Below are 26,158 nucleotides of genomic sequence, written 5' to 3' on the forward strand. Positions count from 1 at the left end.
TACGAAGAATAGGCCACAAGGACCTGATCCCGGAGCGCTAGCGAACCGCCCATGTCGCACTCGACCCGCCTCCAGTTTCTCTAATATCTGCGAACGCACTCCCCCTCCTTTGCCTCACGAATTGCCTTGAAATCGACGCAAATGACGTTGTCAAACGACTCATTAAGCGGCGGCGGATGTGCGCCCGACACAGCGTTCCGGCACCATTCTCTAGCCTGAATTATCTGCTGCATTTCGAACAATCTGCTGAGCAAGCCGCAGATGTCGATCATCCCTTGTCCTCCACTGCACCCCTTCGAACTATCCATGCCCTTCTTTTCGGCGATCCACTAAGCGGTGTCAGCGGCACGGCTGGGCAGCGCATGCGCATTCCATCATCGCCGGATCGCACGCATCAGGCCCCCCGCATCAGCTCGCATCTGGGCGCGAGAGCCTCGTCGGCCTGTCCTTCTTGGTTTCAGCATCCAGCCTCTCCTCTCTTTCGCCCCGCGTGATTCGTCCCAGCCTGCCGCACGACGCATGACTTGGTCCCCGCGATTGGCACGGATTGCTCAACCGCCTCGAAGAACCGCGGACCGAAGAGAGCTTCTCCCGTTACTCTGCCAGCGAGTTCGAATGAACCCTAACGTCTCGGTCATGAGCGCGCCTCATGCGAATTGCTCGGAGCAATTGATTATTGTTCATCGATGACGGCTAGGCTGGCGTGAAAGCGAGCCTCCGCTCGGGCGCGGCAGCGGGCGAGCGCGGCCGGTCACTCGCGCCGCTTGCTAACCGCCGCTTATTTCTGCACGCGTTCATGCTCGTGGAAATGCTTCAGCCCATGAGGTCGCTGCGTCACCAGATTTGCTGATCGTTGATGATTGTATCGACGATTTTCCGTCAGTGTGTACTCCACTATTGCTGGTGAACCAGCGCCTTCAACGATTGATGCCCCCCAAAGACGACGTTGTCGGATATTGGATCTCTACCTGGCACTTCAGCCCTTGCTATTCGCTGCAGCCTGTAACAACGCCAATGAGTTATCTGTGTGGCCACATGAGTCATGTTTGCGTAGTGGATCGAACTCGCATTCGCCGCCGCGACCGGTCTCTGGTTAACAGGTCGCTCGGCGGCGCGCTGCGCCGGGACAGTGCGCCGGTACGTTAGAGACGCCGGCCATCTAACCTAACAAACGCCGTGAGCTCCGTCGTGCTCGACAGTTCCCCGTCGCTACGTTGTCAAGTTTGGACACGATTCAATGAGCGCGATTGTTGAAACGAGTCTGAGAACTTCGTGAGGTCGCCGTACCGTCGCTATTCACTCGCCGGCAACAGAGGACACGTTGTCGTGCTTGAGGTGTCGCCTTCGAACATTGTAACTCACAATCCAGATCACGCCGACCGCAATGGGCACGGAGATTGCGGTCAGAAAAGAGGGATCCACACGCAGTCCGACGTCTTGCGCCCCCTTGGCGAGGTAACCGAACAGGCTGACTACATAGTATCCTATCGCCGCGACCGATAATCCCTCGACCGTGCACTGTAGCCGCAGTTGCTGTCTCGTACGCTCGCTAATTGCGTGCAGAAGGTCACGATTCTGCTGCTCGATCTCGACATCGACGCGGGTTCGCAACAGATCGGCGGCCCGTGCCAGCTTGACCGACAGGCTCGCCTGACGGTCCTCCACAGTCGCGCAGGTCCGCATCGCTGGCGCCATGCGGCGCGCCAAAAAGGATGACCAGGTCGGATACCCCGCGACATCGCTGCCTTCAATGATGGACAGTCGCGATTGGACCAGCTCATTGTAAGCCCTACTGGCGCCAAAGCGAAACAGGCTGCCCGTCGCGCCTCTTTCGAATGAAGCGGCCAGCGCCGTCAGTTCGGCAAGCAGATGGTTGTTGAATTGCAGCCCCTCTGAGCCCTGCATTTCCTCCAGTGCCTCTACAAGACGGCGATCGATGCGATCGACGGACGGCGCAAGCTCAAGGGCAGCCGAAAGGCCAAGCAGCGCCAAGGGACGGTAGGTCTCGATTTCGAGGACCCGCTGGACCAACGCGCCGAGATCATGCGGCGTCAACCCGAGGTCGCAGACAAGGATCCTGGAGAAGCCGTTTGCGTCCACGCGAAAGTCTGAGGCCACAACGCCCGTGGCCCCCTTTGTAGCGACCATGGCAAGGCTGCTCTTGTCAAAAAGCTGTTCAGCACGTTTGATCGGCGAGGTTCCCCGCTCCGCTTCCAACTTGTTTGCGACCAGCAGTGGTCCGGCCTGCCGCAAGGCCCGGATCAGCGATTGAACCGTATCATCGACATCATCGAATTGGCGAGCCTCGGGACCATTTGCTGCACTCCAGATCCAGGTGAATGTCGTAAATTCCGAATGCTGCTCCCATCGTAACATAGCGGGCCCGACCACGACCTGATGATGTTTCGCTGGCGCTTCGGGCGGTGGGAGGTTGTGCTGCTGGCAGAAATCGACAAAGCGTTGGCGATCGCTGGCGGCCGCTTCGCCCTGCGCTAGAAAGGCGAAGTGAATCACGCTGAACGGCGAGACAAGACGCGTGAAAGGCCGCGCGTGCACTTCATTGAGCACAGCATCGCGTTGCGGATGCAGCGCGAAGCTTCGCAAGTTCAATTCATTGAGCATGCACTGGCGCCCTCGCTTCAGGAATGACAAGCAACAGCGAGCCTCAACACGAGCGGTGGGAAATGCGCGCGCGGGTCGCAGATCGAAATGACGCAAAGATCAATACAGAGGCGACTCCGCTCATGACGAAGCCTTGCGAGAGCACGGTCAAGGCTGGAAATTTGAGACCGCCCCGCATACTGCATTGCCAATTGGCTCGTCGAGGCTCATACGACCCCCATCTTGTTACAGCGCCATCCTGGTGGCGCGCGAACGCGGTGCAGGATTTGGGCCAGTGCTGAAGCAGCGGAACGCGTTTCTTTGCTCTGTGGATTTCTTAGATGTCGGCGGCGTGATTTCCGGCATGACGTCGCGCTGCTTTTGACCGCGGCGCGCACGGCCGTATACAGCATACGGAGCTGCTGCCTGCTTGAGCAAGCTAACCGCGTCTAGCCCTTTGCCAAGGCCTCGGAAATTCCGACAAGGTCGAGGAGGCTTGCAACGGGATGCTGAAATATCTGACGAAAGAATAGCTGACGTGAGGTTTGGAGCAACGCCGCGCGCTGCGATGTCCGCCGACTGTCCCCGGCGCGAGCCGGCAAAAGTCGCAGCGTCTGATGATTGCAAACCAATCGAGCAGACAGCTCGATGACGGACGGGCTAGACGACGTCTCCTCAACGTTTGGGGACCTCGCGCGTGATGGGGCGCGAAACAGCGTACCGGCAGATAAGCACTTTTCAAGCAACGCCCCGTACGGCTGTTGAAGCCGGCTGCCTTGTACCGACCATGACCAGCTAAGGACCTCGATGTAAGGAACCCGACGTCCCGCTAAACCATCGCCGGCAAACATGGCTTTCCCATCTTAGGCGCCGCGCAGCAGTTCTCGCTGGTGGCATGCCGATTGCTCAGGATGGAAAACGTTCGAGCCGAGCGGCGGTATGCCGCTGTCCTTTAGCAATGATCGCCGGCATCTAGCAGATGTTCGTCCGGCTTGATGACTTCATTCGCAGTGACCCTAGCCACGGCTCTCCCGACTAGCGCAGTGCAAGAAGGTGCATGGATGACACATTGGCGCGCTTCAAAACAAGCTATGTTCGAGAATGACAAAGCCCCTGGCTCGCCAGGCCCTGGCGCTCCACAGCCGCAGAGAGCCTGGAACTTCTGGCCGCTTGCTGCGCTTCTCCTTAATGCGCTCCTTTGGGCCGGGATCTGCTGGCTCGTCGTTGTATTATCGTGATCGAATATGGTGCCATCGAAAAGACAGGCGGCGCACGGCAGGCGCCACAGAAGGTCCGGCAGGAAGGCGAATCTGAAACCGGTCACTTGGTAACGTGCGGCTGAATCAATCCAGGGCAAGACGACTTATGACGCCCCGTCGAGCTTGGCGACGTCCAATGCGGAGCAGATCCGGGATCGTTACGCAATCAGGAGCAGTCAGCGCCCCGCCCCTGATTTGGTAGCTGGCAGAGCACCGAGCATCAAGCTCAAGAGTTCAATCTGCGGAGCTCTTGCGCGAGTCCGCCACCAGGCTCCTGCATGGCAGTCGTCTACGTTCAACTGGTGCACCACGTTTGCCCTTATCACGGCGCAGACAATCCGCGATTCACGTTCGATTCTCCCGGCGACCAGCTGTTGCGCGATAACAGCCGTCATCCCGCGGCGGCATTATTAGGTCCTCTCGCTTGGCCAAGACCCGGCTCGATTTGATAACCGGAAGGCAGGCGTGATGTTTGTCCTATCCGGACGAAACGAAGCAGTATTATCCAACGGGCGGATTGAAGACGCGATCTGTACGTTACGGACATATCTTTTTCTGTCAGCAGCCACTCTACTCGAAATCTGGTCGTGCTTTGTTGGCCCCGTATGATACTGAAGCGACAACTTTAGAGGCTGATACGGTTCGTCTTCACGTCGCGCGAGATAATGCTCCGAGCACTAAACATTCCAATTGAGGCGATCCGCACTATTGTAGCCATCGCTGAGACGGGTAGCTTGTCGAAAGCCGCAACCAAGCTCGGACTTAGTCAGCCTGCCGTCAGCGCCCAAGTTAAACGATTACAGGGCCTAATTGGCGGGCAAATGTTTGTCAAAACCGCGAACGGCACCACCTTCACCGACCTGGGCGAACTTGCCCTCCAGCAGGCACGGATAATACTTAACGCAAACGACCAGATGCTCAGGCTGGGAGGTAATGGGACCGCACCCGTTTATCGCATCGGCTTAAGCGGCCTTTTTGCTCAAAGGCTTTTCGAGCGCGCCGGGAGGAGCGCTTTTTCAGATCTGTCTATACATGTTGATCAATCTGCCGCCATCCGTAAGGGTTTGATCGAAGGCTACATAGATGTAGCCGTCATTTTCGCTCCTTATGCCGATGCTGAACTTGCAAAGACTGTGTGTGAGCAGCGAGTATTCCCTTCTACCTGGGTTCGCTCGCGCGACTTTGTTCTCAGTCCGGGCGCTCCCATCCCAATAATAACGCTTCCTGGCCAGGATTGGATGACTGGCCCGTTGGACAGGATGGGATCGGCTTACAAGGTTGTTCTTCACACCTCTGACTACTTGGTGAGGCTGACGGCCGTACGTCTTGGCATCGGTCTGACCGCACTGCCTTCCTTCTCCGTGCCGGACGACCTGATTGACGCGCCCGACTACTATTTGCCTCGATTACCTGATCTCCGAGCTGTCATATGTGCTAGGTCAGGACTGCGAGGGGACGTTGCGACGAGGCTTGTGAAACGGATCAAGGGAATATTTGACGACCACATTCCCGACCCACCGGACAAATGCGCACTGGGTAAGGGGCTCTAAGATTGTCGATGACCGGATGCATCATGGCAACCAGCGGGCAACAACGAGCAGAGCGCATTGCACTTGGTGGCAGCGGCGGCGCCAAGACTGCCTGGGCTTCGTCGATATTCCCCAACATGGCGGTTTCCAAGCGACACTTGCTTCTCCACAGCTCGGAAGATCGAAACCCGACGCACCTTGCTGGGGGACAATGTGCGCCGGGTCAGTTGGAGCGTTGGTTCGACAACGGACTGTCTCGACACTCGCAGCAACGGATCGCCTCAACGCTCCTTAGTACTCAAGCAAGTGTCATGCCTGACTAAAGCTGCTGATCACTGTCATCTGACCGATGGGCGGCCCGACCGGACTCCAACGGCGGGCACGAGTTCGTTGCGCATCCCCGGAACTCCGATATCTGACCGAACCAGCAGGTCTTCACCAAGGGACGTACATATCTCTTGCGGCGAGTTGCCTTCATAAGAAGCAAAAATCATTAAAAGTGTTGACTAGACTCTGGCTCGTCGTCGCTTCCGCTCGATTGCCACTCTTGGGCACGTCGAGCGAGCTTGTCATATTCCACGGCAACCTTGAGAAGCCTATCTCTTGACTTGCCGAACGCGAGGGATTCCGCCTTGGATCGCGTTGCTTCCGCGCGACTCCGCCAATGGTTGGCATCGTAAAGTCTACTTTTCCAGTTCATGGCGCCAGCATGCAATCCATAGACCAAAGTAATGCGACACCGGCTCTCCGTATATGTACGTAACCCCGCCTCCGCAAATCGACCACACTGTCAATTGTTGCGCCAGGGTCCCAATATCGCTTTGCTTTCATCAGCGATCCAGCACCCGACGCATATGCACAGACCAGGGGACGCCGCATGCAGGCCTCGCCAAGTTCAAGTCCGCCTCGTTTGGCCAAACCGCTGATCTACTTGACAATTTGCGCTTGCATTTTTCGAAGACGAAGGCTTGGCGGCAGGTCTCGCTACGCGCAATCGATTGCGGGTCAAACAAGTATTCCGACCTACCCGCACAAACGAGTGCACGCCTGCGCTGCCGCAGATCATGCGTACTTGCGGCTCGATCAACGTGAACGGAGATCCGCAGTCAGCTAGATATCGCCTTGTATTCGGATCGTGTCCCCGAGCGTGGTGTAACTGGCGGTGGGGCACCGCGTTCGCCGGCAGGAGCTGGGCAGGTCAGCTGGCGATTGCCGGGAAGCTGACGGCGGGATCATCGCCCAACGGGGCGATGGTTTCCAGTGTCATGTAGCGGCCGCGCTGGACCGCCCACTCGTCGTTCTGGTCGAGCAGGATCGCACCGACGAGGCGTCGATGGCGTCTTCATTGGGGAAGATGCCAACGACCTCGGTCCGGCGCTTGATCTCGCCGTTGAGGCGCTCGATCGGGTTGGTCGAGTGCAGCTTGGTGCGGTGCTGCGGCGGGAACGTCATGTAGGCCAGCACATCGGTCTCGGCCTCGTCGAGGAAGCCGGCGAGCTTGGGTAGCTTGGGGCGGAGCTGATCGGCGACCTTCCGCCATTGCGCTCGTGCGGCCTCGGCATCGTCCTGGGCAAACGCAGTGGCGATGAAGGCGGAGACGACACGCCGTCCGCTTTTGCCGGCATGGGCCAGCGCGTTGCGCATGAAGTGTACGCGGCAACGCTGCCAACTGGCGTTGAGCACCTTGGCCACGGTCGCCTTGATCCCCTCGTGGGCGTCGGAGACCACCAGCTTGACGCCGCGCAGGCCGCGGCAGGCGAGCTTGCGCAGGAACGCCGTCCAGAATGTCTCGGCCTCGGACGGGCCGATGTCCATGCCGAGCACCTCGCGCCTTCCGTCGCTGTTGACGCCGACCGCGATGATCACCGCGACCGAGATGATGCGCCCGTTCTGGCGCACCTTCACATAGGTGGCGTCGATCCACAGATAGGGCCAATTGCCCTCGATCGGGCGGTTGAGGAAGGCCTTCACCTTGTCGTCGATCTCACCGCACAGCCGCGACACCTGGCTCTTGGAGATGCCGCTCATGCCCTTCGCCTGCATCTGGTCGTCGACCGAGCGAGTCGAGACGCCGTGGACATAGGCCTCCTGCACCACCGCGGTGAGCGCCTTCTCGGCCATCCGCCGCGGCTCCAGGAAGCCGGGGAAGTAGGAGCCTTTGCGCAGCTTGGGAATGCGCAGCTCGACGGTGCCGGCGCGGGTCTCCCAGCTCCGATCGCGGTAGCCGTTACGCTGGGCCAGACGCTCGGGGTTCTTCTCGCCGTAGGCTGCACCGACCTGGCCTTCGACTTCCAGCTCCATCAGCCGCTGGGCAGCAAAGCCGATCATCTCGCGCAACAGATCAGCATCGGGGATCTTCTCCACGAGCGTGCGGAGGTTCATCATCTCATCGGTCATCGGTGGTTCCTCGAATCAGGTGTGTGTCAGCAACCCGACCCTACCGGCGAACTGCCGGTGACCACCGCAAAGTCGCCCGCCCGCTACGGCGCCATGGGAGGGCGCGTGCGGACGGCTTTGCTCTACCGAGCTACACCATCACCGGGGACACGACCTGTATTTTCGTGCGCCTGCGCTCGGATCTGCAAGATTGATATATATTCACAGGCTCCTTCGACGAGGGACTTGAATCGTACGTAGCGTGAGATTGTACGATCCTCGACAAGTGAGAAGCACCTCGGACACTCGAGACGCTTCCTGACAGGTAATGGAAATTGCAAATGTCTCACAGTTCCACGCGACAATCAGTTTCGTTTCTCACACCTTCTACCGAACTCGGACTGCGCTGCGCGCTGGATAACACGACCGGCAAGTCTCCACTGAACGACCACGAACGCGTCACACTCGAGGTATGCCGTTCGCTCCTCAGCGCCTCCGGGGCTGCAATGACGGATGGAACACGTCGTATTGCAGACGGCCTCTGCGGCTCTTCAAACGAGCCGGATGATAAGCCAGAGTTCTTCACCGACCATCGTTCGGACGCATCGCCCCTCCATGGTTTGCTATTCCCGGTCGGGTACGATCTCGGCGACACACCTAACGTCGTCCGCTTTTGATCGCCTCGCCGCTACTACGCCTCCAAGCATCATTTCGTATAGGCGACTACGGGCTCATCGGCCGTTTGCCGAACCACTGACTGCCGGCCGGAGGCTGCGGGCATGTCACAAACCTAGGCCCAGAGCTTGAGATTCCCAGCAATGAGAACGCCAACTGCACAGTCATTTGGAGCTAACGACTCAATTGCTCGGTCATTTCAGCTGCGGTGCTGCAGGACGCTCGGTAGTGCGGTCCGGCTTTAACAACGGCTGATGCCGACATTGTCGCATGGAGGCCACTAACGCAGCGCGTTGTTGAGTTAGCAGATACAAAAGGCGCTTCAAACTGCCACTGATCTTTCGGTTCCGACCTGTTTCCGGTGGGCGGATCATATCGCCCCTGCGCAGGAATAAAAACACCGCATAACAGAACGCACAGAGGACATCATGAATCAAACGCAACGAGCACATTGGTCTTCGCTGTTCAAGGTCCACCAACTAGCAACTGTTTTCGTTGTTGCGACGATAGTACTATGTTCCGAGTGGGCGCTTGCGCGCGACCAAGCTCCTACAACCGAGGAAAAGGAGGCCTGCATAGACGACGTATTTCGCCTGTGTAGCGGCCACATACCTGATCGGGCCGCGATCACCGCCTGCCTCAGAGCCAATCAGGCGAGCTTGAGTAAGCAATGTCGGTACGTAATATCAGTCCGAGATAGTGACAAAGGCAAAGCCGATTTGAAATAAGACAACCAGCTGTTCCTTAAGCGGTAAGGGCTGGGCCTATTCCCCGGCCCGAAGCGCAGAGCGGAGATGCCGGATCTCGGATGCCAGCAGGTGAGCTAACGGAGGCGGTCGGGGCGCACAAAACCGATAGCCACTTAGGGAACGCCTTCTTCAAGTGTTGCTCGGACAGAAGCAGATGTACACACTACCCTTTGATACTGTTTTAGTCGCCAACAGGGGCGAGATTGCCGTACGAATCGTCAAGACACTACGCAAGATGGGGCTTCGTTCTGCAGTTATCTACCACGAGGCCGATGCACACACTCCTGCCATCTCCATGGCGGATACTGCAATTGAGATCAGCGGTCGTTCACCCGTCGCAGCCTATCTGGACATCGCGCAAATGATAGCTGCCGCGCACAAGGTTCGCGCTGGCGCGCTGCATCCGGGTTACGGATTTCTCTCCGAGAATGCGGAGTTTGCCAGGGCTGTAACGAAAGCCGGCATTACATTCATCGGGCCGGCACCCGAAACTATAGAACTGATGGGCGATAAGATCCGGGCCCGCAAATTCGTTCAGTCCAACGGCTTTCCGGTCGCTCCATCGGCGGTCGACGAAGATGACCATGAGAAGTTTGTTGTTAGGGCGCGGGCTATCGGTACCCCCCTGCTTGTGAAACCATCAGGGGGCGGTGGGGGCAAGGGCATGCGGATTGTACGCGACCTTGATCATCTGGAAGACGCGATTGAGCAAGCACGCCGTGAAGGCCAGCGGCATTTTGGGGATAGCCGCGTTTACGTCGAACGCTATATTGAAAAGCCGCGCCATATCGAGGTGCAGGTGCTCGGCGACTCCCTTGGAAACGTCGTCCACCTCTTTGAGCGGGAGTGCTCAGTGCAACGCCGCTTCCAGAAGATAATCGAGGAGACGCCCTCGCCAGCACTGTCACCCCAATTGCGTAAACGGATCTGCGAGACTGCCGTTGGCATCGCCCGTGCCGCCAATTATCAGAATGCCGGTACCGTAGAATTCATCTTCAGCGCCGGAGAGTTCTATTTTCTTGAGATGAACACTCGCTTACAGGTTGAGCATCCCGTGACCGAGATGATTACCGGCGTAGATCTTGTTGCCGAACAGGTCTATGCCGCCGCCGGCCGAGCGCTTGGATTTTCGCAGTCAGATATCGTGTCGAATGGGCATGCAATTGAGATCAGACTGTACGCGGAAGCACCCGAACGTGGATACGCTCCGACCACGGGCAAAGTCCTACTTCTTGAGTACCCCGATGGAGTACGGATCGACAGCGGCATCTTGCAAGGCCAGAGAATTACGGCAGCGTTCGATCCCATGCTCGCCAAGATCATCGCGCACGCGCCGACGCGGACCGAGGCGGCGCTGAAGGCGCATCGCGCAATCCGGGAGACGATTCTCCTCGGCTGCCAGACAAATGTAAACTTTCTCGCACGTATACTTGCCGACGAAGCATTCCTCGGAGGAGAGATCCATAGCGGATATCTTGAGGACAATCCGCACATCGCAACGGACAATTTTGCTTTCGGCTTATCCGCGTTTCTCGCTTCAGCCGCTCTACTGACGAGGCCAGTTCGCGAATTGGCCGACGCCGTGCCCCCGCTTCACGCGGTGCTGGGTAACTGGAGGAATTGACGTGTATCATTCCTTCGAGCTTGATGGTGTAGATCATCAGGTATGGCTTTCAGCGTCCCAGCAGGGCTACCGTCTTCACTTGCGCGATCAAGTGATTGCTCCGGTCGCGTTCGCCCATCACAGCAATAGTAGCGGCATCTTGACTATTGCCGGCGAGAGCGAGCCGGTCAGGTTCGTCATCGACGGCGACATGATTCACGTGCATATCCGTGGCAGGACACGCACGTTGCGCTACCGCGATCCGTTGCAAACGTTGGCTTCCGCAAGTCAAGAAGCAAGCTCCCTCGTGGCCCGCGCACCCATGCCGGGTGTGGTCGTCACGACCAGGGTCTCACCCGGCCAACCAGTCACCGCCGGCATGGCGCTTATGATGATCGAGAGCATGAAGCTGGAGACCATTATACGCTCTCCGCAGGACGGCGTGGTCGACCGAATTCACTTCAATGAAGGCGAGAGCTTCGAGCGAGACGTCGCGCTGGTCACGCTTTCGAAGGAAGGATGATGACATGCTGCGAATCGCTTCAGTGGTCGACGTCAACTCGCAGGATTTCCGTCACAACGAGCTGCACAACAAGCGGCTTGCGGCCGATTTGAAGAATCGACAGCGTGCTGTTCGATTCCACCGAGCCGAGCGAGAGCTGGAGCGATTGCGGCGTCAAAACAAGCTATTTGTCCGGGACCGGATTGAGGCCTTGCTCGACCCACAGACCCCGTTCCTCGAGCTTTCGACCTTGGCCGCTAACAAGGCCTACGACGGCGAGGTGCCTGGCGCAGCGCAGGTCGTCGGCATCGGCATCGTCGCGGGGCGCGAGGTGATTGTTCACGCAGATGACGCTAGTGTAAAAAGCGGCGCATGGTATCCGCTCTCTGTCAAGAAGATCGTGCGAGCGCTGGACATAGCGATCGAGAACCGTCTGCCGGTCGTTCATCTGTGTGATTGTGCGGGTGGCTTCCTCCCTTTGCAAGCGGAGTTCTTCGCGGATCGTTACTACGCGGGTCGAATTCTCCGCAATCAATCCGTTCTTTCCAAGATGGGAGTTCCGCAAGTCGCAATTGCCATGGGCCATTGCACGGCTGGCGGCGCCTACGTGCCTGCACTTAGCGAGTACAACATAGTTGTCGAAGGCACAGGAGCGATTTTTCTTGGCGGTCCACCGGTCGTAAAGGCCGCCACCGGCGAGAATGTGTCGGTCGAGGAGCTTGGCGGCGCCAATATGCATACCGCCGTATCAGGCACGAGCGATTATTTCGCAAGCTCCGAGATGCATGCGATTGCAATCGCCCGAGATATCGTCGCGCGTTTCCATCGTCCTGAGAAGACCTGGATCGACCAAGCCGCTCCGGAGCCGCCAGCCTACGATGAATCTCAGCTGTACGGTATCATTCCCAAAGACACCCGAGTGCAGTTTGATATGCGAGAGATCATCGCCCGCCTTGTCGATGGCAGTCGCTTCCACGAATACCAACATCGCTATGGCACCTCTCTGGTGTGCGGCTTTGCGCGGCTTTATGGATACCAAGTCGGGATTCTTGCGAACAATGGTGTGCTGTTCGGCGATAGTGCCCTTAAAGGCGCTCATTTTATCCAATTGTGCGACAAGAACCGGACGCCCCTTCTCTTCCTGCAGAACGTCACAGGATTCATGGTGGGTCGCGAATACGAGCGGCAAGGCATCACCAAGCATGGCGCCAAGTTGATCATGGCCGTATCCAGTGCATCGGTGCCCAAGTTCACCGTCGTTTGCAACGGCTCTCATGGCGCAGGAACTTACGCTATGGCGGGACGCGCTTTTGATCCTCGCTTTGTCTTCAGCTGGCCGCAGTCTACGATTTCAGCGATGGGCGCCGAGCAAGCTGCCGGCGTGCTCACTCACGTCAAGGCAAGACAATTGGCCCGCGAAGGCGGCCGCTTGTCCGACATGGAATTGGCAACCATACGCGAGCCGATTCTCGAGGAGTATCGGGAGCGATCCAGCGCTTACTATGCTACTTCCGAAATCTGGGACGACGGCATTCTTGATCCGGTCGACACCAGAAGCGCCCTCGCAATCGCGCTGAGTGTATCACTAAACGCTCCGATCGCAGCCCCGCATTACGGCGTATTCCGAATGTAGGAGCAGACGTCACATGGATCCGTCCTCCGCTCCCTTGGAACCAGAGATAACTGATGACAAGTTCTGCCATGCACTTGGACGATGCTGCTCGAAACCTCAGCACCGAATCTGACGCAACGTGCCGCCAACTTTGTAGACGCGGCTTATGCCATTTGGGCCGGCGTTCTCCTCATGTTGAATTGTTTTCAACTTCTCTTAGCCGGATCAGATTTCACAGTTGGTCCAGCATCGGTTTCTCGCAACGCGATGAGTTGGTATTGCATCGCCCCGCCTGAATTGGATTGGAGCGGATGGATCACGCTTGTCGGACCCGAGTGGAATGGGGGCTTGAATCTTACGTAACGTCAAGTTGTAGGCTTGCAAAGCAAACCTAGGATCAAGCCAAGAGCTCACAGCGGGGGCTGCTACGCCAGGGGACGGTGGCTCCGTTGGCAATGCCGATATGGATGACGCCCGTTCGGCTCGATGGCCGAGCCGAGGATCTTGGCATTTCATGGCGAGCCTGCGGTCCGGCAAGGCGATCCGCTGAGGATCAGAACAAGGCGGAGGCGAGTCCACGAAGTCCCGCTGAGGTTGAGAAGAATATGGCTGAAGACGTGATCAAGTTACCGCATGTATTCGAACCCGGGACGAGAAGGAGATTTTGACACTGGTCGGAGCGACTCATGATGCAAGGTCATCGGCAGTCGTAGAGCTGAATGTATGGGATATCGGCCGTCGATCTCTCCTATCCGCACCACCTCGGCTGAGATTGTCAACGAAAAGGAGCACTATAGCGCGCGATGGACGTCCTTAGATCGATCATTAGCAAAGTTGCTACCGGCGCCACGTTGACCCGTGAGGAAACCGCTATTGCCTTCGACAGCATGATGTCGGGTCAGGCGACGCCCTCGCAGATCGGCGGGCTGTTGATGGCGATGCGGGTGCGTGGCGAAACGGTAGAAGAAGTCACCGGCGCAGCTTCCGCGATGCGGAGCAAAATGCTGCGAGTGAGTGCGCCATCCGACCCTGTAGACATTGTCGGCACGGGCGGCGACGCCTCATGCTCGGTCAACGTATCGACGTGCGCATCCTTCATTGTTGCCGGCGCAGGCGTCCCCGTCGCCAAGCACGGCAACCGCGCGGTATCCTCACGATCAGGCGCCGCGGACGTCTTGGCCTGCCTCGGCGTGAATATTGACCTCGCCCCTGAAGACGTTGGTCGCTGTGTGCACGAAGCCGGCATCGGTTTCATGTTTGCGCCAACTCATCATCCGGCGATGCAGCGCGTCGGCCGGATCCGAACCGCACTTGGCGCTCGCACCATCTTCAATCTAATCGGACCGCTCTCCAATCCCGCCGGAGTCAAGCGGCAGATCGTCGGAGTGTTTTCACCCCAATGGGTGCAGCCCTTGGCGCAGGTGTTGAAGAACCTTGATGCCGAATTCGGCGTGGGTCGTGCATGGCTCGGACGGCCTCGACGAGATCACCCTCACGGGGAATACCTTCGTTGCCGCACTTGAGGCGGGTACGATCCGTACGTTCGAAGTGACCCCGGAAGAAGCTGGACTGGCTCGTTGCGACCCCGGGGCGCTGAAGGGCGGCAATGCCGACGCCAATGCAGTGGCACTGCGAAGCGTGCTTGACGGCGCGCCAGGCCCCTACCGCGATGTCGCGCTTGTGAATGCGGCCGCGGCATTAATTGTGGCTGGCCGAGCCTCGACATTGAAAGATGGCGTCATGCTTGGGCAGAAATCGCTCGATAGCGGTGCCGCGGCGGCGCGATTGGCGCACCTAATCGCAGTCTCCAACGCTCGACTGCCGAGCTGACCTATGTCTGACACTCTGACCAAGATCGAAGCCTACAAGCGCGAGGAAATTGCGGCTGCTAAGCGTGCGTTGCCGCTGCCGGACGTCGAGGCACTCGCGTGTCTTGCGCCGCCTCCGCGCGGCTTCGTCAGCGCGATTCGTGCTAAACACGCCGCGCGTGAGTACGCTCTGATTGCTGAGATTAAGAGAGCCTCCCCGTCCAAGGGCTGCATTCGCGCCGACTTCGATGTGCCCTCGCTTGCGAGCGCCTATGAGGCGGGAGGCGCGGCCTGCCTCTCGGTTTTGACGGACACACCGTCCTTCCAGGGACATCTCGACTTCATGGTGGCGGCGCGCGCGCAGACCAGCCTTCCGGTGCTGCGGAAGGATTTTATGTTCGATACCTACCAGGTTGTCGAGGCGCGCGCCCATGGCGCTGACTGCATCCTGATCATCATGGCCGCGCTAGATGACGGGGCTGCCCGCGAGATCGAGGCTGCCGCCCTGGCCCATGGCATGGACGTGCTGGTCGAAGTCCATGACGGTGCGGAACTCCAGCGTGCCCTCACCCTCCGCTCACCGATGATCGGCATCAACAACCGCAATTTGCGCACATTCGAGACCACGCTCGCAACCAGCGAGGCACTAGCTCCCCTGATTCCGAAGGATCGTCTGATTGTCGGCGAAAGCGGCATTCTCGGGCCAAACGATCTCGTCAGGCTTTCGCGCGTTGGCATATCGACCTTCCTCATCGGCGAGAGCCTAATGAGACAAGCCGATGTGACCGCGGCGAGCCAGCGGCTGCTGCGCGGAACGGCGATGGGGACCGGATTGCACTAATGACCGGAAAAGCCACTCAAGGAGGCCGAATTCGCTTCGAATTCTCATCGCAAACGGCATCAAGGCGTCGCGGTAGTTCGATAAGCAACTCAGAACTTGTCAGTTCATGGCACCGAGTTAAGCCAGCTCTGAAACGCCACGGGCTGTCATTCCAGCTGCGCGCTCCAGTAGACGGGCGCGGAAGATGGAATTGCTACATGCGTCATCGCACCGCCGAAGGCGGGATGCAGCGACGAGCTTGGCGCATTGGGCGAGGCTCTACTGACGACGGACCACTACCAGCTCGCAATATCAGGTGCGACGCTCTCACCGAACAACCAACACGCTGTTGGCGAGATCAAGATTCTCAGCATCGTGCGCGCCGCGCGGCCAAGGAGACAATCAATGACGCCCCCGCCAATGACGGCCGCCTTCGATTTAATCGCACAGATCGAATACATTGTGCGGAAGTTTCGAGAACTGATCGACACAGACGCATCGATCCCGGCAGAGCTGCGCGGTGTGCTGCACGCAACGCTCGATCACCATCTTATCGCTGCTAAAAAGCGCGTTCTCAACGTTGTCAGAACTCAATAGAGGTGCTGATGCTTCACAACAGTGAGAATGCGGAATCCCACTGCTACGGGACTCGACGTCAGTCGGCATCCCAGCGCCTACCGACGTCGTTCAGAGCAACCAGGCACCGATCGCGACCTCGGCTTCTCAAAGCATCTTACCACTAGAGTTTCGCTGCAATCAGCCGAACTGGTCTGGTCCTTGAGACTGCGGTTGTCGAGTGCAGTTCGGCGCCATGCGACGAGCCGTTCCCGGCCTTCTAGGTTCATCTTCGCTACCGACACACGGGATAGTCGTGCCCAGCTGCACTCTGGCCATGGTCACCTCGAACAACAAGCACGAGACGCCAGATTAAAGCAACCAAGGGTGCGCATAGCGATGCACTGGAAACCGCGTACTCAACTCTATAGGCAGGTTATGAGCTCTCAGTTTCCGTTCCCCATGTGGGACATTCCATCCATCCAAGCGAGCGAGTTCCGTCAGGCCATGCGAAACCTGGCGAGTGGCGTCGCCATTGTGACGACCGGAAAAACCGTCTGCCGACGAGGGCTAACGGTAAGTTCTGTCACCTCAATGTGCATTGACCCGCCCTGCTTGCTGGCCGCCATCAATTCCAGATCCGAGACTCATGACGCGATACTCGCCAACAGACGTTTTGGAGTGAGCCTTCTCCGGGGCGATCAGGAGGACCTGGCGCTACGATTTGGCGGCCTTGATGCTGCTAAAGGTGCCCATCGCTTCGATACGGCGCAGTGGAATCAGGGCGTTATCGATGTGCCACTTTTGCAGGGCGCAATGTGCACGCTCGAGTGCATTTTGTACGATCACAAGACAATTAGCACGCATAGCATCTTTATTGGCCGGGTTGTCGCGACCCTTCCCGGTCATGGCGAACCATTGATCAACTTGCAAGGTGCGCTTCGAACCCTATCGCATGATTGAACGCAGCCTCTGTGTACTTTCTATCGGGACCAAACATCGGCCGAGCTAATTCGAAGGCCCAACGAGGAGCCGCGCAAAGGGGATAGAAGTATTCGCTACAAGCGGGGCTCAAGTTGACGATTCGTCTGTATTCTTGCAACTTCGAGGTTGTATTGAAAGATCCGGTTTGCCGTGACATTCTAGCTCTGAGAGAGATCACGCTCGTTGACTAAGACAATGCATTGGTCGGCTGTTTGATCTAGTGGCCATGTTGCCCGGTGGCCCCAAGAACTATGAGACCTGAGATCGGCGTACGCCCAGATGGTTGCAAGCGCCTGGGAACACGGCTGGATTGACCCCGACGCCCAATCCCATTCGCGCTTACTGCAAGCGGCCCCTGATCGGGGTCGTTCCAGCCGACCGATTGTCCACGTTGTGGACTCAGCATTAGCCTCGATACCCCTTAGCTCGGCAGCGCCGAATAATGTCGATAGCCAGCGACAGTTTTTTGCGAGAAGACCAAACTCAGCGCTCACAGCCAACCCACCACAATTGGTAGGTTGGTGGATCTTTCCACTTTCGTGCGGCGAACGTAATCTTCTAAGGTCGCAAGTTCGTGAAAAGAAGCCTTGCTCGTTGCCGCCTTGGCCTAGTCGCCTTGCTCATCAGCGCCCACGCAAATGCCGGGCTTCCAATTCGTGCCAGACGCCGGGGCTGCGTTCAGTCAATAAGCCGGAGCTTCGGACATATTCACAATGCGGAGCCAAAGGGCTTGAATCGGACGTAACGTTAAGTTGTACGGTTTCAGGGAGGTGTCATCAGTCTCGGGACAGGCCGAGGTAAGGATTGCGAATGTCTCAACGTCTCAGAATCACGCAAGAGTTCACTTCAATCCTGCCTACTGATGACGGGCGTCGTCAAAATCCATCTTACTCTCCCGCGCGCTTCCAGAGCTTTGCGCGCTCGAAGCCGAGCTTTTTGGCTGGCTGGAACACGTCCCCAAGTCGGTTCGGCGAACGAGCCTTTTCGTTCTGTTCGTCACAGCTGGCGGGCGGTGCTGATATAGCGCCAGTATCTCTCAAATGCACGAGGATCAATTCAATCGCCGGCCTTCTCAACGGGCTTGGGTTGTAAGTGTCGCCCGAAATGACTGGTGTGACATTGGAAGAGATTGCCGGGCATCTCGGAGCGGCACGGTGAAAAAACCCGATGGCACCAAGAAGGTTCTATTGACCGACCACACCGAGGGACAATGCCGAGCCGTTGTCGGATTCAAAGATGGAGATCTCCGAGCCGCCTATATGTGCGGCGAACCGGTCATTCGACGACCGGGCAAGAAACAATCGTCGTGGTGCGAGTATCACCACTGGCAGATGCATGCAAACAATGCCGAGCAAAACTCGGCCGTGAACCAGGTGCCGAGACTTTCAATTCTCAAGAGAGATCCATCGAGGCAAGGTCCATGACAAGCAACATCGTCAAAAGCTCCACCTTTCCACTGAGACCGCCTGACGATCGTGCGCGCCTGAGAGACTCTCGACGCAAGCGCTCGCGATTGGGATCTCGCGATGAAATTCATGGGCGCAGCGAGCTGACGCCTCGAGGCAGACTTATTGCGGAGATCTCAACGACGGAGAAGAACTGAGGTGAATCTCTGCACACTGATTGAGCGTAACGCAGCGTTCGCTCCCGACAAACCTGCGATCCGTTTCGATGGCCAGACTTTAAGCTATGCCGCCTTCAATCAAAGGATAGAATATATCGCCCGCGCCCTGCAAAGCGAACTCGGCATCGACAAAGGTGACCGCGTCGCGATCCTAAGCCAGAACTGCCCTGACTATCTGGCCCTGCTTTATGCTTGCGCACGGCTGGGCGCAATCCTCGTGCCGCTGAACTGGCGACTTGCGGTCGGCGAGCAGCTCTTCATCCTGTCCGACGCCGGCGCCAAGGTGCTCGTGCTTGAACACGTCTTCGCGGCACTCCTGCCAGCTTTGAAGGAGCAACTGCCCGACACGCTCGTTGTCGGCCTGGATTTTGCGCCTTCCAGCGGGAGCAAGTGGGACAGGCTGCTGGAGCGAGGCTGCGGCGACGGCCGCAATCCCGGGGCAGACCTGCCCTGCCCTTTGCTGCTTGTCTATACGTCTGGGACTACAGGGCGACCGAAAGGGGCCGTGCTGCGTCAGGAAGCGTTGCTCTGGAATGGAGTGATGAGTCAGCACATGCATGACCTCAGCTCGGCCGATCATGTCTTGACAGTTTTGCCTTTGTTTCACGTTGGCGGGCTGAATATTCAGACCACGCCTGCGTTGCATCACGGCGCGACGGTAACCATTCACTCACGCTTTACGCCAGAGGCGACGCTTGCCGCGGTTGAGCGCGACCGGCCTACGCTGGTCGTTTTGGTACCCGCCACGATGCAAGCACTAACCAACCATCCTCGCTGGCCGATGACGGATTTATCCTCTGTGAAGGCCATTTGCACTGGTTCAGCAATGGTGCCGCAACACCTTATCGAACGCTTTGTCGTACGCGGGGTGCCAGTTCTGCAGGTTTACGGCTCGACAGAGACTTGCCCCATTGCAGTGTATACGAAACTCGGCGGCGACCTTGCGCGTAGCGGGTCGACCGGCTTACAGGGTCTATGCTGTGAGGCGACGATCATTGACGAAGCAGGCAATGCCTTGCAGCCAGGCACCCCAGGCGAGATCGCAGTGCGCGGCCCTAGCGTCTTCTGGGGATATTGGGGCAATGAACAGGCAACGCGCGAGGCGTTTCACAACGACTGGTATCGTACCGGTGATATCGGCCACCGCGATGCCGATGGGTATTTCTCAGTCCTTGATCGGAAGAAGAATCTGATCATTTCTGGCGGAGAAAATATCTACGTGGCGGAAATCGAGCGTGTGCTGATCGAACATCCCGATGTCTTCGAATGTGCCGTCATTGGTCGGCCCGATCAGCGCTGGGGTGAAGTGCCTATCGCTTTTGTGGTCAGGCGGCCGGGAGCTCGTATCGAAGCGGACGCACTGACAGCGCATGTCCAATCGCAGCTCGCCCGCTTTAAGACGCCGCGCGAAATTATCTTCACGGAAAAGCTCCCGCGAACGGCGTTAGGTAAGGTCCAGCATTTCATGCTGAAGGAGCTCGATACTCGATCGAGTCGGCAGGAACACCGCACTTAAATATCGCGGAACGTCGCCTGGCAAGACTTCAATTGCCAACCGCAAGGTGACCTTACGTCTCAAGAGTTCAAACACTTGCCAGCTCCTTTACGCGAGGGCGCTGCTGCGAGCTTCTCGTGACGGAGCATTGGGCTGTGTCCATTAGCGCCAAACGCTCCGGAGATTGTTGATGCCACGGATCCTGATTATGAATGCCGGTACCGCGCAAATGTCGGGCGCGGACCTGACAAAAACTCAGCTTTCGCTTGCCGCCAAGTCGGCTTTGCGTTCCGTTTGGTTTGCACAAGAGGACGACCTAATAGTCTCCCCCATAGCTATCCCAACGGAACTGCTATCCTTGGTTGGCGCGACGCTCAACTTCGATGTTTCGACCCTGTCGGTGCTTGTGCCCGAAAGCGCGGGCGAAGCGTCGATCCTTAGCGATTCCACCCTGCAGTCCGATCCCATCGTCGAACGAATCAACCGCCACATTCGTCGGACCACACCTTGGAGAATATCTGCTTGCTACCCTTCCGAAGGTGTTGCGCGCTTGGCCGCAGCGCTCGGCATACTTCAAAACGGGGACGACTTCACTCTGCAGCGGGGGCCTGATCTATTGAATCGCAAGAGCCACTTCCGTCAATTGGCAGCAAGCGCCTCACTTCCGGTACCCAGTGGTTGCGCAATAACAAGCCCAGACGAGCTTTTCAGAGCGGTCACCTCCCTGAGGTGTGAGACCGGAAGCGTGATTGTAAAGCTAGATAATGGGGCCGGCGGGCTTGGAAATGTCATACTAACCGGCACCGAAAGCGATCCATTACCGGGGGCAAGAGAAACCCGGCAAGTCCTTTGGCCGTCGTTTGATCCGAACACAATTTGGACAGAGATGACAACTCCGTCCTGCAGGACAGCGGTCGTCGAATCGTATCACTTGGCTCGCTCTATATTTTACCTTGAGTTCGAAATCGAGGCAAACGGCTCAATTGCGTACGTCAATACTGGGAGCATACGTCTGCGTCAAAGCAAAGATAGATCCGAAAGGGCTCTTGTGTGGACTGGACTCGAGCTTCCAAGCGATCTGAGCAATGAGCAATGCTCGACCGCTCGGGCGCATGCCAATCGATTTGTAGAGCTTGCGCGAATCTTGGGATATCGCGGAATGATCAACATCGACGCCATCTTCACAACCGACGGGCGGTTGCTGTTTAATGAAGCAAACGGCCGATGGGGCGGAGGCTCGGTGTTACATAGCATTGCTGCCCGACTGCTTGGCCCCGATTATTCCGATTCTTACGTGATTTCGTCTGTGCGAAACGTTCGATCAAACTCCCTCCAAACAGCCGTTGATCATTTCGCCAATGATGGATGTCTATTCGACAGCACACGGAAGGAAGGGGTGATTCCGCTTGCCGCGGACCAAGAGGCAGGCACGGTAGAGTGTATCGTGATAGCGCGAAGCAGGCTGGCGTGCCGCGATTTGGAACATCGGCTGCTGAGGATGACCTGATCGGAATCATTGCGCGCTGTTTTAAGTCCTTCAATTGTCTCGAGCGGTCCTCCCCCATGCCCAACCAGCGCGCTTGAAATCCGGTGCTTGCGACTGCTGGGTGAGCAGTGATGCGCAGAGGCCAGCCAAGCTTACGGATCTACGCCATCTATTTTAGACACGGTACGATCAAGCTATGCACAGCTGCGGCGCGCCGGCCGCCAAGCTCAACCGTCATGGGCGGAGTTCGTGATGATGCGGCGGTTCGCACCACCGCGCTTCGAACAAAAATAGACCAGTGACCGGCGCTCCCCGGCGTGCACCGGCTTTACTTCATGGCGGAACCTGCATGTAGTGATAACTACGGTCCCCAACAGGGGACGAAATACTTGGGCGTCGCGCTCTGTTGGATATACCACAAATTCACCGCCCTCGAAACCTTCGGCGAGCTGAACGATCACCGAATACTCGAAGTCAGGGTCGCTCTCAGCATCCAAATGGACGCCAACAAAAGACCCAGGCGGCATGCGATGCATTTGGCATCGGCGAATGATGTAGTCTGACGACGCTCCGAAGATGTTTCTAAGCGCGAAGGCCCGGTCATTCCTTTCGAGCAATTCGACGATCTGCGCTGAAGCTGTACCATTCACGTTGCTAGGACAACGGCCGGGGCGATCTTCGCGCAGTCGTTTTACAAAGACCCTGTGGGAATCGCCAGCATCTCCCTTCCGGACCTCCGCTTCCGGAATGTCTAACTGCAGCCGATCGATCTCCGCCAAGTCATTTTGGGTGAACAGCGTTCCTGGGGCAACCAGGACCGTACCTTTATCTCTCAGCTCTACGCGGTATTTGGCGAGGACCTCTTCTGAAAGCAGACCAGATTTATCACTCATTGTGGAGGCCTTTCAGGTTCATTCGAAACCTCATACTTCAGGGAGCTGCCTAATGCTCCTGGCATCCGGCAGATCGCCTGTTCCCACTCTTCGCCGTCGAAAACCTCTACGCTTACGCTTTCAATGGTCGTTCCATCTAGGCATTGAACATTTACGCTGAATCCTGAAGGATTTGATCGCGGCCGATAAAATGGCTTTACACCACAAACCCGACAAAATGTGTGCTGAGCGATATTCTTGTTGAACCGGTACGTAGTGAGGATTTCTTCACCGCACTCTATGCTCAGGTTGTCGCCAGGAACGAGCATGTGCAAGAATCCGGACATTCGGCAGATTGAACAATTGCACTTCACCGCGGAGATCTTTTCTGGCGCTCTGACGCTAAACTTGACAGATCCACAATGACAGCGGCCACGGTGCAGGATCTGCGGACGACTATCTCCGTCAAGTTGACGAATTCCGATCAGATCGCGGCACCACTCCAAGCTGACGCTATAAGCACGATCGAATACATCCAAGAAACGATCATTGTCGTCGGCCGGGACCAGTTCGCTAACGAGCCTGCTCGTCATCTCTGCATGATATTTCTCTGCGGGATCGTAGCCACCCACATGGATCCGGAAATAATCGAGATCCTCGGGCCGCACGTCAAAGGCATTGACTAAGGTCGTCCATAGCGACTGGATCATTTCTGCAGCATGTAGCTCGAACGCGACCATATGAGCGCAACGCGCTATGGGATCCCTCGACGCCAAACCATGATACAGCGTGCGCAGGTACCTTTTGGTTGTGGTGCTGTAGTTTGGCTGTATTGCTCGACCAAGTAGCCGCGACGCATCTCTTCTAAACAGCTTTGAGTGAAAGTTTTCTGTGTCCAGAATATGCGGTAGCGCAGCGTTGCCGCCTTCAAGAATCCGACTATGGCCTCCCGTCTCATCCCAGCAGATGAAATTCGCGACCACACTGGTCATCTCGACGTCCCGCGGAAGGCCTCGATTCTGCTGAATTGCGTCAAATATGAACTCTTTTTGCGATCCCGCTAGCAAGTACGGGAATGCTTGTGACATCGCGAAATATTCAGGTAATAGCTTGACTAACTTATCTTTTGAGATCTCCGCAGCGAAGGGATGCGGGCCAAACGCAACCCGGACTCGGTCACCCAAGTACTGGTCGACCGGTCTCTCTGAACGCTTATGCAGTTTAAAACGAGAAACATGGGAGGAAGTCATTTAACACCGGCTATGCTGGGAGAACGTTCGTTGGACGAAAGGAGCTAATAGTAGCGAACTGACATGCGCTAACGTTTTCCCAACAGCCCCGCCAGCGCTGAATGTCTGCAAGCGTGGCTTCCGTTTCGTCTTGTATCAGCGCCAATGATATAACGATTCCGTCCATTCGATCGTCGATGACGGCTTTGTAAAGTGAGAAACGAGAAGACTTTTGCTCGAGTTCGATGAAGTGCAATGCTCCATTGTTGAACACGACCACCTTCACCGGCAGTCTGCACTGAGCAGGCATGTCCACCATCGCTAGTTCGAGCTTCCTTGCCAGACTGCGGCTTGCTCCAGATCAGGGTAGCCATCACCGCTGGCATAATCTCCAAGATAGTCTGCTCCGATGCCGCCCGTCGCGGATTGTCTGAGTGACGACATGTATCTTTTCCTCATCGACTTGAAAGCAGTTGCGCGTGTTGCGGCACGGATTCAAGGAAAGGAGAGCATCGCTCATCTTGCAAGCCTGCGTACACTCATCCCCGCTCCGGGTGGCTCCATGCACTTAGCAACCGCCGTGCCAGCGTTGCCCTTTGCTCCTTAAGTCTACGCCGAGAACTTGCGGCCGACCGATACGCCAGGCGTTTTGCGCCTGACAGGATTGTGCAATGCTAGAAACCGAACAACGATCGCAACGACTGTTGGCATTCTTTCTTCGTGGCCCGCTTAGCCATGAGGGTTGGTCTGATGGCGCATCGGCCTATAATGAAGATCAGCTTATGCTCCGCTCGGTCCCCGGCCGGTTCCTCGCAACAACATGCAACAACCTTCAAAAAACCTGTGCGCCCGTGCGGCATTTGCCGAAAATATGCCGAAAAGATCGGGCGCTTTCGGGTCGGTCGTAGTGTCTATGATGAGACATTCCGGCCTAAGTTGCAGTTGGGCTGGCGTGAAGATTTCCGCAACCGGCCATTTCAGACGGGGAGGAACTCGCAGTGCCACAAATGACCATCGCTCAGGGAGCTAGGGTAAAATCGCGCATCGGCGCAATCTTGCGTGCGACTAGCGGCAATTTTCTGGAGCAGTTCGACTTTTTTCTGTTCGGCTTTTACGCCAGCGCCATTGGGAAGGCATTCTTCCCGTCCGAGAGCGAAACGGCTTCGCTACTCAACACCTTCGGCGTGTTCTGGCTGGGCGCCTTGATGCGTCCGTTCGGCGCGATCGTGCTCGGAGCCTATATTGACAAGATCGGCCGTCGGAAAGGTCTGATCGTCACGCTCTCAATCATGGCAATCGGCACTGTGATCATCGCCTTTTGTCCCAGTTACGCGACGATCGGCATTGCCGCCCCCATCATCGTGCTAATCGGACGGCTGCTGCAGGGCTTTTCAGCTGGCGTCGAAGTTGGCGGCGTCTCGGTCTATCTGTCGGAAATTGCAGCTCCGGGCAAGCGTGGTTTCTACACCTCGTTCCAGTCTTCCAGCCAGCAGGTTGCGATCTTTGTCGCGGCGATCGTCGGCTATGTGCTGAACGAATCGATGGCGGCGGAAACAGTAGCTGCCTGGGGCTGGCGCATCCCGTTCTTTATGGGTTGCCTCATTATTCCCCTTATCTTCTTCCTGCGCCGGACGCTCGAGGAGACGCCAGAATTTCTGACCATGAAGAAGCACCCTACGGCCCGCGAGGTCTTTACCTCGGCCCTCACCAATTGGCGCGTCATCATTCTCGGCATGATGATCGCGATCTTGACTACCACAACGTTTTATTTCGTTACAGTCTACACGCCCACATTCGGCAGGAACGTCTTGAAGCTATCCAGCCAGGACGCTCTCTTGGTGACGCTTTTGGTTGCTGTCAGCAACTTCATCTGGAATCCAATTGGCGGCGCCGTCTCCGATCGAATTGGTCGCAAGCCGGTTTTGCTAACCATTGCCGGCCTTGCGTTGGTGACCACCTACCCGGCCTTGCACTGGTTGGTGAGCGTCCCCACTTTCGGCAAGATGCTGGCAGTAGCAATGATGTTCTCGTTCTATTTCGGCATCTATAGCGGCACCATGCTGGGCGCTCTTGTTGAGATTGTGCCATCGCATGTGCGCACAACCTGCTTCTCTCTGGCTTTCGCACTCGCGGCCGCATTGTTCGGCACTTTTACGCCACTCGCCTCGACTTGGTTAATCGACCGAACGGATGACAAGGCCTCGCCCGGCTTCTGGCTGATGTTCGCCGCCCTGCTCGGCATCATCGCAGCACTTACTGTCTATCCAGGGACCGCTAAGCCATCGAAAGTTGCGAAACCATCCCGGTCTGAACGGCCGGGCAGGGCTTTAAGCGTACACGCCACACCAGGCTAGCATCGCCATGGTCGACGCCTTCCTG

Annotated in this window: 15 protein-coding genes and 2 pseudogenes; 13 read left to right on the top strand and 4 right to left on the bottom strand. The window is 57.3% G+C overall.

Going from position 1 to position 26,158, the window contains the following annotated elements; translation table 11 throughout:
• Nucleotides 1-1,296: 1,296 nt before the first annotated feature.
• Nucleotides 1,297-2,622, bottom strand: coding sequence for a DUF3422 domain-containing protein (locus RX327_RS30880; RefSeq protein ID WP_317248058.1), 1,326 nt, complete (start codon nucleotides 2,620-2,622; stop codon nucleotides 1,297-1,299).
• 1,903 nt (nucleotides 2,623-4,525) lie between these two features.
• Here RX327_RS30880 and RX327_RS30885 point away from each other — a divergent pair.
• Nucleotides 4,526-5,410, top strand: a complete 885-nt coding sequence (locus RX327_RS30885; protein WP_317248059.1) for a LysR family transcriptional regulator — start codon at nucleotides 4,526-4,528, stop codon at nucleotides 5,408-5,410.
• A 1,177-nt stretch (nucleotides 5,411-6,587) separates the two neighbouring features.
• Here the strand turns inward: RX327_RS30885 and RX327_RS30890 are convergent.
• A pseudogene (locus RX327_RS30890) lies at nucleotides 6,588-7,786 on the bottom strand (IS256 family transposase).
• A gap of 320 nt (nucleotides 7,787-8,106) precedes the next feature.
• On the opposite strand from RX327_RS30890, the gene RX327_RS30895 reads away from it, so the two are divergent.
• The 11 genes and pseudogenes from RX327_RS30895 (at nucleotide 8,107) to RX327_RS30945 (ending at nucleotide 21,699) form a co-directional block, all read left to right on the top strand.
• Nucleotides 8,107-8,442, top strand: a complete 336-nt coding sequence (locus RX327_RS30895) for a hypothetical protein (RefSeq protein WP_317248060.1) — start codon at nucleotides 8,107-8,109, stop codon at nucleotides 8,440-8,442.
• 901 nt (nucleotides 8,443-9,343) lie between these two features.
• Entirely contained in the window at nucleotides 9,344-10,813 is a 1,470-nt protein-coding gene (locus RX327_RS30900; RefSeq protein ID WP_317248061.1) for an acetyl/propionyl/methylcrotonyl-CoA carboxylase subunit alpha, read from the top strand.
• Nucleotide 10,814: 1 nt separating this feature from the next.
• Nucleotides 10,815-11,315 (top strand): acetyl-CoA carboxylase biotin carboxyl carrier protein subunit, encoded by a 501-nt coding sequence (locus RX327_RS30905; protein ID WP_283088221.1) that lies wholly within the window; start codon nucleotides 10,815-10,817, stop codon nucleotides 11,313-11,315.
• A gap of 4 nt (nucleotides 11,316-11,319) precedes the next feature.
• Nucleotides 11,320-12,927 (top strand): acyl-CoA carboxylase subunit beta, encoded by a 1,608-nt coding sequence (locus RX327_RS30910; protein WP_283088222.1) that lies wholly within the window; start codon nucleotides 11,320-11,322, stop codon nucleotides 12,925-12,927.
• Between the two features lie 782 nt (nucleotides 12,928-13,709).
• A pseudogene (gene trpD, locus RX327_RS30915) lies at nucleotides 13,710-14,736 on the top strand (anthranilate phosphoribosyltransferase).
• A 3-nt stretch (nucleotides 14,737-14,739) separates the two neighbouring features.
• The gene (gene trpC / locus RX327_RS30920) at nucleotides 14,740-15,555 is read left to right on the top strand and encodes an indole-3-glycerol phosphate synthase TrpC (RefSeq protein WP_283088224.1); all 816 of its coding nucleotides are present in this window, start codon (nucleotides 14,740-14,742) and stop codon (nucleotides 15,553-15,555) included.
• 246 nt (nucleotides 15,556-15,801) lie between these two features.
• Complete coding sequence (locus RX327_RS30925) at nucleotides 15,802-16,131, top strand: hypothetical protein (RefSeq protein WP_283088225.1); 330 nt, start codon at nucleotides 15,802-15,804, stop codon at nucleotides 16,129-16,131.
• Between the two features lie 465 nt (nucleotides 16,132-16,596).
• Nucleotides 16,597-17,052: a flavin reductase family protein gene (locus RX327_RS30930; protein ID WP_283090662.1), complete on the top strand. Its 456-nt coding sequence runs from the start codon at nucleotides 16,597-16,599 to the stop codon at nucleotides 17,050-17,052.
• A 1,175-nt stretch (nucleotides 17,053-18,227) separates the two neighbouring features.
• Complete coding sequence (locus RX327_RS30935; protein ID WP_283088226.1) at nucleotides 18,228-18,497, top strand: hypothetical protein; 270 nt, start codon at nucleotides 18,228-18,230, stop codon at nucleotides 18,495-18,497.
• Between the two features lie 180 nt (nucleotides 18,498-18,677).
• Nucleotides 18,678-20,213: a long-chain fatty acid--CoA ligase gene (locus RX327_RS30940; RefSeq protein ID WP_317248063.1), complete on the top strand. Its 1,536-nt coding sequence runs from the start codon at nucleotides 18,678-18,680 to the stop codon at nucleotides 20,211-20,213.
• A 169-nt stretch (nucleotides 20,214-20,382) separates the two neighbouring features.
• On the top strand, nucleotides 20,383-21,699 hold the full coding sequence (locus tag RX327_RS30945) for a peptide ligase PGM1-related protein (protein WP_317248064.1): 1,317 nt from the start codon (nucleotides 20,383-20,385) through the stop codon (nucleotides 21,697-21,699).
• Between the two features lie 206 nt (nucleotides 21,700-21,905).
• On the opposite strand, the gene RX327_RS30950 is transcribed toward RX327_RS30945, so the two are convergent.
• Both RX327_RS30950 and RX327_RS30955 read right to left on the bottom strand, forming a co-directional pair.
• Complete coding sequence (locus tag RX327_RS30950) at nucleotides 21,906-22,571, bottom strand: 2OG-Fe(II) oxygenase (RefSeq protein ID WP_317248065.1); 666 nt, start codon at nucleotides 22,569-22,571, stop codon at nucleotides 21,906-21,908.
• A complete protein-coding gene (locus tag RX327_RS30955; protein ID WP_317248066.1) occupies nucleotides 22,568-23,542 on the bottom strand; it encodes a GFA family protein in 975 nt (324 codons plus the stop codon). The genes RX327_RS30950 and RX327_RS30955 overlap by 4 nt, the downstream gene beginning before the upstream one ends.
• A 1,244-nt stretch (nucleotides 23,543-24,786) precedes the next feature.
• Here RX327_RS30955 and RX327_RS30960 point away from each other — a divergent pair.
• Nucleotides 24,787-26,133, top strand: coding sequence for an MFS transporter (locus RX327_RS30960; protein ID WP_283088231.1), 1,347 nt, complete (start codon nucleotides 24,787-24,789; stop codon nucleotides 26,131-26,133).
• Nucleotides 26,134-26,158 lie beyond the last annotated feature (25 nt).

Source organism: Bradyrhizobium sp. BEA-2-5 (assembly GCF_032918025.1).
In the GTDB taxonomy this organism is placed as follows: Bacteria; Pseudomonadota; Alphaproteobacteria; order Rhizobiales; family Xanthobacteraceae; genus Bradyrhizobium; species Bradyrhizobium pachyrhizi.

Coding starts and splice junctions, on each gene's coding strand:
- RX327_RS30880 (WP_317248058.1), bottom strand. CDS start 2,622: ATGCTCAATGAATTGAACTTGCGAAGCTTCGCGCTGCATCCGCAACGC.
- RX327_RS30885 (WP_317248059.1), top strand. CDS start 4,526: ATGCTCCGAGCACTAAACATTCCAATTGAGGCGATCCGCACTATTGTA.
- RX327_RS30895 (WP_317248060.1), top strand. CDS start 8,107: ATGTCTCACAGTTCCACGCGACAATCAGTTTCGTTTCTCACACCTTCT.
- RX327_RS30900 (WP_317248061.1), top strand. CDS start 9,344: ATGTACACACTACCCTTTGATACTGTTTTAGTCGCCAACAGGGGCGAG.
- RX327_RS30910 (WP_283088222.1), top strand. CDS start 11,320: ATGCTGCGAATCGCTTCAGTGGTCGACGTCAACTCGCAGGATTTCCGT.
- trpC (WP_283088224.1), top strand. CDS start 14,740: ATGTCTGACACTCTGACCAAGATCGAAGCCTACAAGCGCGAGGAAATT.
- RX327_RS30930 (WP_283090662.1), top strand. CDS start 16,597: ATGCGAAACCTGGCGAGTGGCGTCGCCATTGTGACGACCGGAAAAACC.
- RX327_RS30945 (WP_317248064.1), top strand. CDS start 20,383: ATGCCACGGATCCTGATTATGAATGCCGGTACCGCGCAAATGTCGGGC.
- RX327_RS30950 (WP_317248065.1), bottom strand. CDS start 22,571: ATGAGTGATAAATCTGGTCTGCTTTCAGAAGAGGTCCTCGCCAAATAC.
- RX327_RS30955 (WP_317248066.1), bottom strand. CDS start 23,542: ATGACCAGTGTGGTCGCGAATTTCATCTGCTGGGATGAGACGGGAGGC.
- RX327_RS30960 (WP_283088231.1), top strand. CDS start 24,787: ATGACCATCGCTCAGGGAGCTAGGGTAAAATCGCGCATCGGCGCAATC.